The organism is Spiroplasma endosymbiont of Colias croceus, from assembly GCF_964020095.1.
In the GTDB taxonomy this organism is placed as follows: Bacteria; Bacillota_I; Bacilli_A; order Mycoplasmatales; family VBWQ01; genus Spiroplasma_E.
On the sequence record NZ_OZ026536.1, the window covers coordinates 2274367 to 2290132 of the forward strand.

21 protein-coding genes are annotated in these 15766 nt (G+C 22.1%); 7 read left to right on the top strand and 14 right to left on the bottom strand.

The window, feature by feature from the left end:
• Positions 1-279 precede the first annotated feature (279 nt).
• The 3 genes from AACL24_RS14365 to AACL24_RS14370 all read right to left on the bottom strand — a co-directional run bounded on the left by AACL24_RS14365 (position 280) and on the right by AACL24_RS14370 (position 2189).
• A protein-coding gene (locus AACL24_RS14365) for an IS3 family transposase (protein ID WP_422398056.1) occupies positions 280-1400 on the bottom strand; the annotation gives its coding sequence in 2 pieces (ribosomal slippage) (positions 280-1157 and positions 1157-1400; 1122 coding nt in all).
• Positions 1401-1431: 31 nt separating this feature from the next.
• Entirely contained in the window at positions 1432-1752 is a 321-nt protein-coding gene (locus AACL24_RS15655) for a transposase family protein (protein ID WP_422398104.1), read from the bottom strand.
• Positions 1749-2189: a transposase family protein gene (locus AACL24_RS14370; protein WP_339047357.1), complete on the bottom strand. Its 441-nt coding sequence runs from the start codon at positions 2187-2189 to the stop codon at positions 1749-1751. Before AACL24_RS14370 ends, AACL24_RS15655 begins: the two co-directional genes overlap by 4 nt.
• Positions 2190-2489: 300 nt before the next feature.
• On the opposite strand from AACL24_RS14370, the gene AACL24_RS14375 reads away from it, so the two are divergent.
• Positions 2490-2894, top strand: coding sequence for a hypothetical protein (locus AACL24_RS14375; protein WP_339047571.1), 405 nt, complete (start codon positions 2490-2492; stop codon positions 2892-2894).
• 557 nt (positions 2895-3451) lie between these two features.
• On the opposite strand, the gene AACL24_RS14380 is transcribed toward AACL24_RS14375, so the two are convergent.
• The 5 genes from AACL24_RS14380 to AACL24_RS14400 form a co-directional block, all read right to left on the bottom strand.
• Complete coding sequence (locus AACL24_RS14380) at positions 3452-3673, bottom strand: hypothetical protein (RefSeq protein WP_339047573.1); 222 nt, start codon at positions 3671-3673, stop codon at positions 3452-3454.
• Between the two features lie 85 nt (positions 3674-3758).
• Positions 3759-4226: a hypothetical protein gene (locus AACL24_RS14385; RefSeq protein ID WP_339047575.1), complete on the bottom strand. Its 468-nt coding sequence runs from the start codon at positions 4224-4226 to the stop codon at positions 3759-3761.
• A gap of 173 nt (positions 4227-4399) precedes the next feature.
• Complete coding sequence (locus tag AACL24_RS14390) at positions 4400-4720, bottom strand: hypothetical protein (RefSeq protein WP_339047577.1); 321 nt, start codon at positions 4718-4720, stop codon at positions 4400-4402.
• Positions 4721-4809: 89 nt separating this feature from the next.
• Positions 4810-5577, bottom strand: a complete 768-nt coding sequence (locus tag AACL24_RS14395; RefSeq protein ID WP_339047579.1) for a ParA family protein — start codon at positions 5575-5577, stop codon at positions 4810-4812.
• Between the two features lie 187 nt (positions 5578-5764).
• Positions 5765-6190, bottom strand: a complete 426-nt coding sequence (locus AACL24_RS14400; RefSeq protein ID WP_339047581.1) for a hypothetical protein — start codon at positions 6188-6190, stop codon at positions 5765-5767.
• Between the two features lie 180 nt (positions 6191-6370).
• Here AACL24_RS14400 and AACL24_RS14405 point away from each other — a divergent pair, with 180 nt between their 5' ends.
• Positions 6371-6589 (top strand): hypothetical protein, encoded by a 219-nt coding sequence (locus tag AACL24_RS14405; RefSeq protein WP_339047583.1) that lies wholly within the window; start codon positions 6371-6373, stop codon positions 6587-6589.
• A gap of 77 nt (positions 6590-6666) precedes the next feature.
• Here AACL24_RS14405 and AACL24_RS14410 read toward each other — a convergent pair whose 3' ends face one another.
• Both AACL24_RS14410 and AACL24_RS14415 read right to left on the bottom strand, forming a co-directional pair.
• Positions 6667-7074 (bottom strand): transposase family protein, encoded by a 408-nt coding sequence (locus tag AACL24_RS14410; RefSeq protein WP_339047585.1) that lies wholly within the window; start codon positions 7072-7074, stop codon positions 6667-6669.
• Between the two features lie 23 nt (positions 7075-7097).
• Complete coding sequence (locus AACL24_RS14415; protein ID WP_339045912.1) at positions 7098-7520, bottom strand: transposase family protein; 423 nt, start codon at positions 7518-7520, stop codon at positions 7098-7100.
• Between the two features lie 67 nt (positions 7521-7587).
• Between AACL24_RS14415 and AACL24_RS14420 the strand changes: the two genes are divergently transcribed.
• Positions 7588-7914: a transposase family protein gene (locus AACL24_RS14420; protein WP_339047587.1), complete on the top strand. Its 327-nt coding sequence runs from the start codon at positions 7588-7590 to the stop codon at positions 7912-7914.
• Positions 7911-8261 (top strand): transposase family protein, encoded by a 351-nt coding sequence (locus AACL24_RS14425; RefSeq protein WP_339049464.1) that lies wholly within the window; start codon positions 7911-7913, stop codon positions 8259-8261. The genes AACL24_RS14420 and AACL24_RS14425 overlap by 4 nt, the downstream gene beginning before the upstream one ends.
• 179 nt (positions 8262-8440) lie before the next feature.
• Here the strand turns inward: AACL24_RS14425 and AACL24_RS14430 are convergent, their stop codons facing one another.
• A complete protein-coding gene (locus AACL24_RS14430; protein WP_339047589.1) occupies positions 8441-8791 on the bottom strand; it encodes a hypothetical protein in 351 nt (116 codons plus the stop codon).
• A 235-nt stretch (positions 8792-9026) separates the two neighbouring features.
• Between AACL24_RS14430 and AACL24_RS14435 the strand changes: the two genes are divergently transcribed.
• Positions 9027-9524, top strand: coding sequence for a hypothetical protein (locus AACL24_RS14435; RefSeq protein ID WP_339047591.1), 498 nt, complete (start codon positions 9027-9029; stop codon positions 9522-9524).
• A gap of 29 nt (positions 9525-9553) precedes the next feature.
• Here the strand turns inward: AACL24_RS14435 and AACL24_RS14440 are convergent, their stop codons facing one another.
• Complete coding sequence (locus tag AACL24_RS14440; RefSeq protein WP_339047593.1) at positions 9554-10948, bottom strand: peptidase M17; 1395 nt, start codon at positions 10946-10948, stop codon at positions 9554-9556.
• A 145-nt stretch (positions 10949-11093) separates the two neighbouring features.
• Here AACL24_RS14440 and pepF point away from each other — a divergent pair, with 145 nt between their 5' ends.
• Together pepF and AACL24_RS14450 are read left to right on the top strand one after the other, a co-directional pair.
• A complete protein-coding gene (gene pepF, locus AACL24_RS14445; protein ID WP_339047595.1) occupies positions 11094-12932 on the top strand; it encodes an oligoendopeptidase F in 1839 nt (612 codons plus the stop codon).
• Positions 12933-13061: 129 nt separating this feature from the next.
• The gene (locus AACL24_RS14450) at positions 13062-14051 is read left to right on the top strand and encodes a GMP reductase (RefSeq protein WP_252320243.1); all 990 of its coding nucleotides are present in this window, start codon (positions 13062-13064) and stop codon (positions 14049-14051) included.
• Between the two features lie 272 nt (positions 14052-14323).
• On the opposite strand, the gene AACL24_RS14455 is transcribed toward AACL24_RS14450, so the two are convergent.
• Both AACL24_RS14455 and AACL24_RS14460 read right to left on the bottom strand, forming a co-directional pair.
• Positions 14324-14911, bottom strand: coding sequence for an Mbov_0401 family ICE element transposase-like protein (locus AACL24_RS14455; RefSeq protein WP_339047597.1), 588 nt, complete (start codon positions 14909-14911; stop codon positions 14324-14326).
• A gap of 126 nt (positions 14912-15037) precedes the next feature.
• Positions 15038-15442 (bottom strand): hypothetical protein, encoded by a 405-nt coding sequence (locus AACL24_RS14460; RefSeq protein ID WP_339047599.1) that lies wholly within the window; start codon positions 15440-15442, stop codon positions 15038-15040.
• Positions 15443-15766: the final 324 nt, after the last annotated feature.

Consider the following 15766-nt stretch of genomic DNA (forward strand, 5'->3'; position numbering starts at 1 on the left):
AATATTGAAAAAAAGAAAATTGCTTTTGAACTTTTTTTCAATTTATTAGATGTGATAAATACTATTGACTTGATAAATGATAAAAAAAGCATATAATAAAAGTAACTTCATAAATAAAAATAATAAAAAATGCAATAGGCGTACTGGAAATACCCTATTGCTGACAGGTTCACTCTGAAAACGTACAACCTGCAACTTAATTATATATTTTTTAATAATTATTTGCAAACGACATTTTAGAGTAATCTGAATGTCGTGGAATGGCAACACTTTTTAGGACTATTTTTTGGTAAACATTTGTTGTTGATATTTAACTGGAGTTAAGTAGTTTAAAGTGCTGTGAATTCTTATATTGTTATATCAATTGATGTAATCAAATAATTCTAATTTTAATTGGATTAATGATGTAAAATTTTTATCATTAATAAATTCGGTTTTAAAAGTTTTAAAAGTTGCTTCAGCAACAGCATTATCATAAGGACAACCTTTTTTACTTAAAGACCGGTTAATGTTGAATGCTAGTAAAAGTTTATCAATAATTTTATTGTTAAATTCATTACCGCGATCACTATGAAATATTTGAATATCTTTTAAACAGCGATTTGATTGCATAAATGCTTGATGTACTAATGATGCATCTTTTTTAACTCCAACACTATGTCCGATAATTTCGCGGTTAAATAGGTCTATTAATAGGCAAATATAGTTTCACCTACCATTAACTTGTACATAAGTTAAATCACTAACAATAACTTCATTTTTAATCCTATTCTTAAATTTTCTATTAACAAGATTAGTTATTTGACTATCGTTAACTTTGTTATTATGATTTTTGAATGATAATTTAGTATATTTTGATATTAAATTATTTTCATTCATAATTTTTTTAATTTTTCTGCGCGATAAATAAATTTCTTGGTTTTCTAGAATTTTTTTTAATCTTCTAGTACCATAAACTTCTTTATTTTCTTTAAAAGCACTAATAACAGCTTCATCATAAATAATATTTATGATTTTATTTTCTTTTTTCTTTAAATTAAAATAATATGTTGATTTAGATATTTTTAAAAAACTACACATTGTACGAATTTTATATTTAGCTTTATTTTTGACAATAATTTCTATTTTCTGCCTATTATTAGTGCTGCTTGCTTTAAAATATCATTTTCCATTCGTAATTGCTTTAATTCTTTTCTTAATTTAATTAATTCATTTTCTTCAAAAGAACGATTATCTTTAGTTTTAAAACTTCCTGAATTACTAAATTGCTTAATTCAATTGTAAGTAGCTGCTCTTGTAACATTATATTCTTTAGCAAGGCAAGATACTGATTTGCCACTTTGATATAAAGCTACTATTTGTTTTTTAAATTCATCGGTATATGAGTTAATATTGGCCATAATTATAGTTCCTTTCTTTTAACAAATTTGTTTACTTGTCTACGTAATTAGTGTCCAATAAATTGTAACCCATCCAAACATGTTCAATAACAACTCTCATTTTTGAAATAGCCTTATTATTTTTCTTTTCTTCTTTAGTTAAAGGGTTTTTCTTTGATTTTCGTTTAGGTAATAAGACATTTTTATGTATGTTTTGTATACCTTGATATCCTAAATCTACTAAAATAGTTGTTTCTGATAAAAATTTCGTTTTTGAATTTTTTAAAATTTTAAAATCATGATTTTTACCATAAGAAAAATAAGAACTTATAATTTTTTTACTATCTTTTTCAATTATGACTTGAGTTTTTATTGTATGTTTTTTCTTTTTTCCTGAATAATATTGTTTTTGACTTTTTTTGGGCGTTGAATAGTACTTTCAGTCACATCAATGATAACTGTTTTATCTTTAAAATTATTATTTAACAGTGATTTTTGCCCATCAAGTTGTTGAAAATCAGGATGTTTTATTAAAGTATTTTCTATTCACTTGATATTCCTATAGCAACTACTTTCACTAATTCCATAACTTTTAGCAATATGAAAATAAGTTCGATACTCTCTTCAATATTCTAAAGTCATTAATAAACGATTTTCTAATGATAATTTATTAGGTGTACCACCATTTTTAAACTTTTTTACTTCTTCTGTCTTTAAAATTTCTAGAATTTTATTAAAAATAATATCATTTATACCAGTTAATCTTAATAATTCTGGATTGTTAATAGTTTTTAATTTATCAAACATCATAGATTACCTATCTTTTTTATTTTTAATTTTATTTTAAAAATTAAATTTTTAATAGATAGGTTTTGCAAGAAGTCTAATGAAAAAGAAACAATTGAGTTTTTAAAGGATTTTGAAAATTTAGATAATGAAATAAAAAAATATGAAAATGACTTAAAAAATTCAGAATTATCTAAAGAAGACAGAATCAAAATTGAAAATTAATTAAAAATTTTAGATCAATCAAAACAAGAACTTTTAAAAATAAATAAGGAGATAATTCCTATAAATAAAAAAGTAAATAATTATGAGCAACAAGAAAATATGAAAGATCAATATGAAAATCAAAGTCAAAGTAGAAATGAAAGCGAGGAATTAAAAAAGAAAAAAGATGATGATTCTGATAAAGATCATACAAGTAATTATTCTGAAACATTTTCTGGTTTAAAACGTTATTTTCAAAAATCATCAAAAGAAGTAACTGAAGAACAAGCTAAAAAAATGGGAGCAATTCCTAAAGGAAGTAAAATAGTTTCAAGTCAAAATACAAATGAAAGTGAAAAATTAAAAATAAAATTAAGTTCATTAAAAATCGAAGAGGAACAAACTTCAACAAGTGGATGTAAACCTTTTCAAGAAACTCAAAATAAAAAAGATGATGATTCTGATAAAGATGATAAATTTAAATCAAGTGAAAAAAATATTTACGATTTAAAAAAGGATTTTTAAATATTGACAGTCATTCACAATCAAATAAAGGTGGAGTTAAAAGTTCTAGTGGAAAATTTCATCCTAAAAAACAAAGTGACAAAGTGACAAAGTTGTAAGTGAACAAGATTTACTTGAACAAAAATATCAAGAAACCGTAAAAAAAATAGAAGAATTAGAAATTGCTAAACAAAACCAATGACAAAAATTACAAGCAATTCAATCTCAAAGTTGAACACAAGTAAATGAAAAAATTAATGAAAAACAAACAATAAAATTACATCAAATTGAAAAAAATAAAAATTTTTCAATTTGATCTGAATTAGATTCTCTATTACCAAATGTACCAACTCATAAATTAGAAAAAACAACTTCAAAACAAAAAGAAAAATTATTAAAATCACAATTAACAATGAAATGTTAAGAGATATTGAAAATGCAATCTCTTTATATATTTAAAATCAATTTTAAGTAATCAAATTTGCTCATATTCAAACGATTTAAAAGTTTATATGGTTTTAATGTATTCAAAAAATAAACATCTCTAATGAGAGATGTTTTAAATGAAATAAAGATACTTATTTTTGAGTTTCACTTTCATATATTTTTTTGTTTTCTTCTGCCATTTTTACATATTTAGATTTTTCTTCATTTGTCATTTCTTTTCAGTGATTACCAATCAATTTTGCAATCTCTGCAACTTTTGATTTAAGTTCAGGATTTTGTTGAATAATCTCTGATCTTTTTTCCTTACTAAAAAGCATATAAGCATTCATAGGTCTTTTAATTTTATTTGACATAATTTTACCCCCTAAGTATTTAGTAATTATAATTTTACATGATTTCAAAATTAATTTTGCACATATTGGTGTTTAATAAAGAAAACTATCCACGATTACGATTTTTTAACTTTAAAGCTTGTACACAAATTTGCTTTTTAAGTTCCTGATTTTCTTTTTCTAACTGTTTAATTTTGTTTAAATTAATTTCATAATTGAGGTTTTCTTTTATTTCCATTTCTTGTATTTTAGTAAATAAAGTACTATTTTTATCCAATTGAATTGGTTTATTAAAATTATCTCTTCAAATACGATTAATTCATTCAATTGGTATAGTTCTATAATAAATTGACCGTATGTACTGAATTTGATTATCAATTTTAATTTTAAAATAATCATGACCACTTGGTTCAGTAGTCATTAACTGTACTTTTACATGACTTGGATAAGATTTAATAACAATGCCTGGACGATACTTTTGCTTACCAGTTTTATTATCAATATCATTGGGAATTTGAACCTTAATACCACGTCCTTTCTGTAATTTTTTTCAATCTCAATTATGTTTTTGCATATGTATTTAAATTCCTAACTTTTTAAAATTATCTTTAAATTGTTATTACAATATGATATAATATTATTTGTAAGAAGGAGTAAGCCTTCGCATTCCCAACCTTACCTGTTGGGCTTTTTTATTTCAAAATTAATTTTGGTAAATGATTTACTTTATAATATTAAAAATTATTATTAAAATTTTTCTGGTGCATTTTCAATTAACATTTGAATAATTTTAGAGTTACTATAACCTTGTTTATTTCATTGATTTAATTTTTTGATATGAATACTATGTAAATAAAAAGTTTTTAATCCACCCGATTGTTCTTTATTTTTGTTATTTTTTAATAACAATTTTTCTTTATTAAAATTTAATTTTATTTCATTTTCATTTAACCGGCTATCATCTAAATTAATTTCGGTTGTTTTTCTTAATTTTTGAGCTCTTTGTGCTGCTTCTTTAGTTTTATTTAATTCTTCTTTACTGCTTAATTCATCAAAAATATTTTTCATATCATTTATTCTCCTTGCAATTAATTACAACATATATTATAACATGTTATTATTAGTACTAGTATTATAATTATTTTTATAACTAGTAATTATAATATTTTTTTGTTAAATAATTCTTGAACTATTTTTTCTATAGGATTACCTAAATTTACAATTGATTTATTTTTTGAAAGTGTTTTATTATTGTTTATGGCATTTTTAATGATGGCATATTCTCTCAAGGTATTTTCTAGAACAATATCTGAAAATTCACGGTTCATAAAATCTACAATTTGTTTACTTGCTGATTTGTTTTCTAAACGATTTAAAATAATTGTTCTAATTGTGTTTTTTATTTCAAAATCATGACAAATTCCAGATCAATCAGAAATTAAATTCATAATACCTTTTACAGAATATCTACTTTCATCACAAATTAAAATAATTTCATCTGAAATTAATAACATATTTTGATTTATTAAATTTAAACTAGGATTAGTATCAATTAATATATAATCATAATTATTTTTTAATTGATTAAAAAACGGTGTAATATTTTTAAATAAAACTTTTTGTTTAATATTATAATTTAAAATTAAATTATTAATCTCATCTAAATCAATATTCGAACTAATTATCTCTAAATTTTTAATACTTGTTTTTTTAATTATTTTAAATAAATTAAATTTATTTTTACTAAATAATATTGCCGTGTTGTTTTCATATAAATCAAACATACTTGATAAATTACCTTGTGGATCTGCGTCTATTAATAAAATTCTTTTATTTTTGATTTCCGATAAATACGTTGATATTAAGTAAGTAATAGTAGTTTTACCAACTCCTCCTTTTCTAGAAACAAATGATATAATTTTCATAATTTCCTCCTTAAACTTTAATTAAAACTTGTTGTTGTTATTATTATAATATCATAAATAATTATTGTACTAATATATATTAATAATAATAACAATATATATAACAACAATATGTAATAATATTTATTACTACCTATTAATAAAAAAATCATTAATTATCTATAACAAACATATTTTTGAGTTAAATTTAATTACTATCAATATTATCTAAAATATTTTGTAGTTGTTCATTACTTAAAATTGGTTTTTCAATTATTTGATTTTTTTTATTTTCAAAATTATTTGCCATTAGCTTTGATTTATTTGAATACTTTTTATATTCTTTTTTAGTTGGTACTTTTTCTAGTTCAGGATTTTGAGCATTAAATTTTTCTAAATCTAAATGCGTATTTAAAATTATTTTACTATATTTTTTACCAACTTTTATCAATTCATAAGTAAAAATAATGTCAGTTTTCAACAAATCTTTTTTCACTGGTTCTAAAACATATCTTTTTAAATCATTAATTCTTTTAAAATAACTACTATTCAAACCTATATTTAAAATTTTTGCTAATTGTCCAAAATCTCATTCATGTTTAAAATTTGGTGTTTTTTTAGTTTTAGCATTCATATACAAATAACTTCGCAAATACTCATATAAACGTAATGAATATTTACTTGAAACAGTTTTTGTATAAGGTAAATAAATATTTGTATAATCAGACTTTAAATCAATAGACTTCTTGCAAAACCTATCTATTAAAAATTTAATTTTTAAAATAAAATTAAAAATAAAAAAGATAGGTAATCTATGATGTTTGATAAATTAAAAACTATTAACAATCCAGAATTATTAAGATTAACTGGTATAAATGATATTATTTTTAATAAAATTCTAAAAATTTTAAAGACAGAAAAAGTAAAAAAGTTTAAAAATGGTGGTACACCTAATAAATTATCATTAGTGTTATTGAATATAGAAATAAATATTTTTTGAAAAAATAGTTTAAAAAATGAGTTTACATTTTAAACAAAAAATTGTTAATAATATTTTTATATTAACTCGATAAAAATTTAAATTTTAAAAAAATATTTTTAATATTTTTTTTATTTTAATGGTTTTATTTTATTAAAAATTTCACAAAGTAAGTTAAATCTTAAGTACATAAGTCTAAATTTAGATTTTCTACATTTATTTACTAAAATTTTGAATCTTTTCAATCAAGCAAAGACATGTTCAACTTTAATTCTAATTTTAGATACAATCTTATTGTATTTTCTTTCTTGTTTAGTTAATTTTTTATTTTTAGTTCTTTTAATTGGTATTATTGTTTTTTTATAAATATTTTGTATACCTTGATATCCTAAATCACCAATAATTATTGTTTTTTCTGAAAATTCAAGATTTGAATTTTTTAATATTTGAAAATCATGCACTTTACCATTATCAGCAAAAATATCAACAATTTTTTTATTAAAAAAATCATATACAATTTGAAATTTTATAGAATACATTCAACTTTTACCAGAAAAATATTCTAACTGTAGTTTTTTTTAGTTGGTCTTTCAATTTCAATCTCAGTTGAATCAATTAAATAAAATTGAAATTCATTTGAATTTTCTTGTTTTTTATCAATTTTTAATTTATATCTTTCTTTTAAAAATTGGTAATCTTTGTGGTTACTAAGTTTATTTTCTACTCAAGTAATATTTCGAAAACAACTTGATGGGCTCATTTTAGATTTAATACTCATTTGAAAAAAAGTATAATATTCTTTTCAGTATAATAAAGTCATCATTAATCTTTCTTCTACTGAAAGTTTATTTTTTCGACCTTTATTTTTTTCTAATTTTTCTATTTCAATTAATTTTTCTAACATTTCATTAAAATGAAAACGTTTTATACCAAAATATCTATAAAATTCTTCATTTTTTAATTTTTTTAAATTTTCAAAAATCATTTTTATCAACACTTTTCTAAATTTATTGTTAATAACAAAATTATAAAATAAATTTTAAAATTATTAATTGACTTTTAAAAAATTTAATTACGGAATATGTCTATTAGAAAATCGTTTATTAATGACTTTAGAATATTGAAGAGAGTATCGAACTTATTTTCATATTGCTAAAAGTTATGGAATTAGTGAAAGTAGTTGCTATAGGAATATCAAGTGAATAGAAAATACTTTAATAAAACATCCTGATTTTCAACAACTTGATGGGCAAAAATCACTGTTAAATAATAATTTTAAAGATAAAACAGTTATCATTGATGTGACTGAAAGTACTATTCAACGCCCAAAAAAAGTCAAAAACAATATTATTCAGGAAAAAAGAAAAAACATACAATAAAAACTCAAGTCATAATTGAAAAAGATAGTAAAAAAATTATAAGTTCTTATTTTTCTTATGGTAAAAATCATGATTTTAAAATTTTAAAAAATTCAAAAACGAAATTTTTATCAGAAACAACTATTTTAGTAGATTTAGGATATCAAGGTATACAAAACATACATAAAAATGTCTTATTACCTAAACGAAAATCAAAGAAAAACCCTTTAACTAAAGAAGAAAAGAAAAATAATAAGGCTATTTCAAAAATGAGAGTTGTTATTGAACATGTTTTTGCGATTCTTAAAAAATTTAAAATTATTAGTGAAAAATATCGAAATAGAAAAAAAATTTGCATTAAGATTTAATTTAATAGCTTCAATTTATAATTTACAATTATTAATTTAAATATATTTGATAATTTAATATTTTATTTTTTTATTTGAAATAATAATTTTTGTTGTATTTTAATGACAAAAAATAAAACATATTTTGAACAATAATTTTTAAAAATTATTAAAAGTGTTATTAAAATAAATTTTTAAACTTAAAAAATGTGATTAATATCATAGTTTTGCAAGAAGTCTATTATATTAACCATTGAAGAAAACATTAATAACAATCTTAAAGCATATTCAATAATTACTAATGAATTAATAAAAATTATTGCTACTTTCGCAGTTTTTACTAGCGGACTAGCTTTTGCTAGTTCTATAAGTATTATAAAAAACGATATAGCCAATGATTTACCTTTAAATCCAACATCCTTTGTTAAAACTTTTACTGCTCTTGAAACTATTATTGTGTCCTTTTTAGCATTAATAATTTTTAAATTAAAATTTAATCTATTTGAAAATGGATTAAAAAATATTAAACGCTCATTATTATGACAATGCATTAAAAAAATTATTAATAAACCTACTATTAGTTAAGCTGATATTGAATTAGAATATGAAAAAATAACTGCTTTAAAAAGATGATATGATTTAAATTTTATTAAACTAGAATTTAATTTAAATGAAATACAAAATATTTTAGAAATACAAACTTTAAATCCTAATAATAACTACAATAGCAATATTTGTAAAAATATTAAATATTTATTTACTTGATTAATATCAATAGTATCTTCAATGACACTTGATAGTTATTTTGATATTATTACTGCTCAAATAAGTGCTAACAAAAAAATAGATTTTATAAAAGATTTAAAACTACTAATAACTAAAGAAAATATAATAGTTGCAATAATAGCCCAAATTGGTTTTTCATTTAAACTTAATATTACTGATTTTTGTTGAGAAAAATTTAAAAATACATATACTTGTCAAACATTAAGTTATATATGTAATTTTCCTAAAAAATATTATCAGTCTGTTTACTCAAACAATTCAATTTTCCAATTAAATTCAAATATTACTGAAGAAAATTTAGAAAAATTAGTCAAAAATTATTATGAAAAATTTGATAAAAATATTAAAATCTTAGAAAAAATAAATATTAAATTAAATGATACTATTGATACAAGTAATCGATTAAATATTAATAAAATTAATAATTCTCAACTACCACCATTATTAAAAACACTACAAAAAATAGAATCAAATATTATTTCAATACCAATTAACTAAAAATATTGTTAAATAACTTTTTTATAACTTTATTTACTTGTACTATAATTTTTCATATATTGAACTAATGTTTTAACTAATACACCCATACCACGATCATTTTTATAAGCAGTTCCCGCAATATCTAAATGTAAAAATGGTTTATCTTCGCTAAATTCTTTTAAAAATGCAGCAGCATTTGATGAACCACCATATGGATCTTTAGAAACATTACTTAAATCAGCTATTTTAGATGAACGCATATTTAAAATATTTTGTTGATGAATTGGCATTCTTCAAATTTCTTCATTAGTTTGTTGTGATGATAAATCAAAATCATTAAATAATTTATCATCAGTAGCAAAAGCACCAGTCATATAACTACCTAATGCAACTAGCATTGCACCAGTTAAAGTTGATAATTCAATAATACGATTTGCTTTTCCTTTACGTAAAGCATATGTCATACCATCTGCTAATAGCAACCTTCCTTCGGCATCGGTATTATTAATTTCTACAGTTTTACCATTCATTGAAGTAAAGACTGTTTCTACTAAAGTAGCATGACTACCAATCTTATTTTCTGTTAAACAAGCAACAGCTACAAAGTTTATTTTTAATTGTAATTTAGCAGCAGCAATGGCAGCATTACATACACTAGCTGCACCCGACATATCAAATTTCATACCTTTCATTGCTGAAGAAGGTTTTAGTGAATAACCACCACTATCAAAAGTAATTCCTTTACCAACTAATCCTAAAATATCATCGGCATGCTGTGGATCACCTTTATATTCTAAAACAACAACACAAGCATCAAAATTACTTCCAGCATTAACTGCTAATAATAAATTCATATTTAGTTCTGTTATTTCTTTTTGTCCTAAAACCTTTATTGATAAATTTTTAATACCTTTTGCTGCATCTTGAATTTTTTTTGCAAAAACTTCGGGATATAACAAATTAGGTGGCATATCTTGCAAATTACGTGCTAAATTAATACTTTCTCCTTGAATTTCGATTTGTTGTTGTGAAGTATAGTTAGGGAATTTTGCTGTTGAAACAACATTATATTTAACTTTTTTTTCTTCATTGTTTTTACTTTTTAAAGTATATTCTTTAAAAGTACCGAATCATAATGCTTCATATATAGTTTGTAAAAGTATACTTTCATCTAAATTACTCGTAACAAAAGATTTGACATCAATATCCAAATCTTGACTATTATTACTACTAAAATTTACAAAAAAATTATAAACATCATTACGAGTTAAGCCTTTACTATCACCTAAATATAGGTAATAAGTTTTATCTTCAGAAATTAATGTTAATTTATTTTTTTCTTTAGCAATCAATTCATGAGGAACTTTATCAGCAAATACCGCTGTTAATTTTAATTTTAATTCAAGTTTACTACTAACATTAAGTAGAATATTTTTATCCATATTTTCACTCCTAAATGGTAATATTAAAATAATTACAATATATCTGAATTAATATTTTCGAAAATTACAACAAAAATAGATAAGTTAAACAATATTATTGTATTATTATTGTATTGTAATATTACCATAGAATGGAGCAAAAACTATGAAGCGTTCTGAATTAAATGAAAAAGATAAAAAAAAGTACTGCTGAGATTTTAAGCATTTATTTATTAATAATGAATCTTGAAAAAAAGCTTTACCTGAGTTTGATAAATTTGCCAATCAACTTTTAACTTTTAAAGGAAAATTAAATAATATTGATAACTTTAAAAAATATTTAGCAATTAGCAAAGAAATATCAATGTTAGGCTCTAAAGTTGTGCAATATTTACATTATGGAGATTTAGATCAAACTAACTTAGAATTACAACAATTATCTAGTTTATTTGCGACTCAACAAAGTAAGTTATCGGAAAAGTTAGCATGAATTGAACCAGAAATCAAAACTATTGGTTTACAAACTATTAAAAACTGAATTAATAATGACCCCTCATTAATGATATATAAACATTATATGGAAGTTTTTTTTAAATTTGAAAAATTTATTTTAAGTGAGCACGATGAAACTTTACTAAGCAAAGTTAGCAAATCAAGAAGTGCTGCTGGTGGTTTATATGATAGTTTGGTTTATGCTGATAAACAAAAAACAATGTTTAATTATCAAAATAAAGAACAAGAATTAACACAAACTTTATATTTAGACATTTTAGAAAATAGTAATCCAGTAAAAGATCAACAATTAAGAATTGATATTTCAAAAAAATTTTATGAAGATATTAAAAATAAAAAACATTCATTAGCACAAGTTTATGAAAGCATTTTAGAAGTAGCTGTTGAAGAAATAAAAATTCGTAACAACGATAAAGAAAAAGATAATAAAAAACATTTAACTACTTTAGAATATAGTTTATTAAGTGATGATGTACCATTAATACTATATGAAAATTTAATAAAAACAGGACAGAAACACGCTATTTTAGTAGAAGAATTTTATAATTTAAAACGTAAATTTTTTAAATTTAAAAAATTTTATAGTACCGATACTAGTTTAAAAATGACAACAATACCAACTAAAAAATTCAGTGTTGAAGAAGGTATTAATTCAGTCAAAGAAATTTTAAGTATCTTAGGTGATGAATATTTAGAGCAGTTAAACTTAGCATTATTACCAGGTAGAATTGACTATTATGAAGACACAAATAAACGAACTGGTGCTTATTCAACAGGTGGTAATGGCGTAGAACCCATTATTTTAATGAATTGAGATGATACTATTAATTCACTTAATACACTAGCTCATGAATTAGGTCATTCTGTTCACACCCTATTTTCAGAAAAATATCAAAAATATCCAAATGCTGACTATCCAATTATTTTAGCTGAAGTTGCTTCAACAGTTAATGAACATCTAGCCTTTGATTATTTATATAATAAAGCGTCAAATAATCAAGAACGCATTTACTTACTACAAACTCATATTGAAACTGTAATTGGTACTTTTTTTCGTCAAATTCAATTTGCTGAATTTGAATGAGAAGCACATAAATTAGTAGAAAAAGAAGTGCCATTAAACGCCGATATTTTGGCTGATTTATTTGAAAATACAGCTAATAAATATGGACAAAAAGCATTAGATAAATACGAAGAAAAAGCAAAAGGATACTCATGACCACGAATTCTTCATTTTTTCCACTCACCTTATTATGTTTATAAATATGCTACTTCAATTACCGTTTCTTATAAACTTTATGAAGATGTTAAAAATGGCAAAAAAGAAAATTTACTTAACTTTTTAAAAGCCGGTGGCAGCAAATATCCATTAGATATTTTAAAAGATGCGGGTGTTGATTTAACACAAATTGATGTTTATAACCCATTAATTACTAATTTAAAGAAAATCATTAACCAATTATCAGACTTAATTAATAATAAAGATAATTAAATTGCAAAAAAATAATATATAATACTAATGGTGTTTTAGTCCTTTAGCATTTTATTTAAAACGTTATAAAATAATATGTACATATTTTGACTATTACAATTAGTAAAGACTAAGGAGAATAAATAAAAAATGAATGTGAAATTTGATTTTGAAGATATAAATCTAATTGCAAATAAAGGAATAGTTAAATCACGAAAAGAATGTGATACCAGTGTTAAACTAAATGGTTTTACTTTTAAAATTCCAATTATTCCGGCAAATATGAGTGCTGTCATTAACCAAGAATTATGTATTTGATTGGCTAAAAATAATTACTTTTATGTAATGCACCGTTTTAATATCGATCAAATTAAATTTATTAAAAGTATGCATGAACAAAAGTTATATGCTTCAATTAGCATTGGTGTTAAAAAAGAGGATAAAGAGTTACTTGAACAATTAATCAAACTGAATCTAATTCCAGAATTTATTACTATTGATATTGCACATGGTCATAGTAATGCTATGGAAGAAATGATTAAATTTATAAAAACTACTTTTGCTAAAACAAATACTAAACCTTTTATTATTGCTGGTAACGTTATGACAAAAACCGCTGTTAAAGATTTAGAAAAATGAGGCGCTGATGCAATTAAATTTGGTGTTGGCCCAGGAAAAGCTTGTATTACTAAACTAAAAACTGGATTTGGTACAGGTGGTTGACAATTAAATGCTTTACAAGATGTTGCCAATAGCACCACTAAACCATTAATTGCAGATGGTGGTATTAGATGTAATGGTGATATTGCTAAAGCAATAGCTTTTGGTGCCACTATGATTATGGCAGGAAGTATTTTAGCGGGTTATGATGAATCACCTGGCAAAATTGTTACAATAAATGGTCAATCTTACAAAGAATATTTTGGATCAGCAAGTATTTTTAACAAAGCGGAAGCGAAAAATATTGAAGGTAAAAAAATACTTGTTCCATATAAAGGTTCAATTGCTGATACTTATAAAGAAATGGAAGAAGATTTACAATCTGCTATTTCTTATGCTGGTGGTAAAGATTTATCTGCATTAACAAAATGTGATTATGTTATTGTTAAAGGTACTATTAATAATGGTGATGATCGTTAATAATTTTTAATTTTTCTTTAAAAATAATTGCGACGGTAACAAAAACGGAGGATATAATTACTTTTTAAACATTTCTTTAAAATTATAGACAAGAAATAATTGTAATTATATGCAATTGTACATTTATATTACTACTAAATTAAATTAATTTCAATTAAAATACAAATATTAAAAAATCACTAAGAAAATTTAATATCAATATACAACAAAAATGCTTATTAACTTTTAATTTAATAAGTTTTTAATATTTTTAATTAAAAATAAAAAAATGATTATGTTTTAGAATTTACAAGATTACATTTAAAAATAACCATTTTAATATAAATATCTATACTATATGTTCTATTACCAAGCATTTCTTTTAAAATATATCAAATATTACTTTCAGCAAAAGTACCAATATTTCATTTTGCACCTTGATTTTCAATTCCTTGTTTATTATTTTTAAAATATTGTTTTTTTAATTTTTTATGATTTTTTAATATTTCATTCATATACTTTATTAATTTATCATATTGACCATTTTCAATAAAGTTTCTACAAGTATTATATTCTTCAAAATATTTTCCTTTGTTTCCAGCAATAATTCCTACATACAACTTTTTAACTAAATGGAATTTATCTAAAACAAATTGTGCACCTAAATAATTAGCAACATCTTTAATTCATTCTGCACTATCTCCACAAATAATGATTTTTGCTTGGTCAAAATTTTCAAAAAATCTATTTCCTTGTTCTAAAATAAATTCAGCAGTTTTTTGAACTCCAATTTTAGTTTTTGTTGGTCTTATTATTACATCTACTCTTTTATTAACTAATTTATGATTAACATTATCTGTACAAAATAACACTAAACGCATTGAATATTTACCAGAATTTCGTTTAAATTTTCAAAACTTTCGATGTCCGTCATCAATACTAATATAAATAAATTGATTTGGTTCTAATTTTATTTTAGGAACATCTAATTTACTAACTTGATATTCTTAAAATAATCTACTAATACTTGTTGTGCTAAATTTTGTTTGTTTCATAGTATGTAAAATATCAATATACCTTTTTCCATCTGCAAAATGTTCAATAACATTATTCTTTATATCTTGACAAGTTCTTTTATATTTAGGTAATTCTAATTCTTCATCTAATAAACAAACGCGAACTCATTTTTTTAATTGTTCATCATAATATTTATAATCACGACAGTTATAAATAACAAGACCATTGATAGTATTTCTAGTTCTTGTTTTAATTTTAACTGGAATATATTTTCTATCTCTTTCTTTTAATATTCTTCAATCTCTTTTTTCTCATTGATTTTTTACATCATCTCTAAAAGATTGATACATTCTTTTTGTTGCTTCATTTAAAGTTCATAAATAATTAAAACTCATATTTTTCTCCTAACTATTTTAAAAAAATCAAAATTTATTGTAAATATATTTAAAAAATTAATTTACTTAATTATTATATAAATATATAAGTGTAATTTTAAATAAAATAAAAATTATTTAAAAAACCACTTTCATATTTAAAATATAATAAACAAGTAACATACAATTAATAGTATAGGTATCACAAAATAACGCCTTTAATTTAGGCGTTATTTTGCATTTAAAAGCATACTTGTAAAAATAATCAAAAATAGTACAATTTATAAGTAAAATCAAGGAAAAAAAAGAGAAATTTATTATGAAAACATGAATAAAAACAAATTT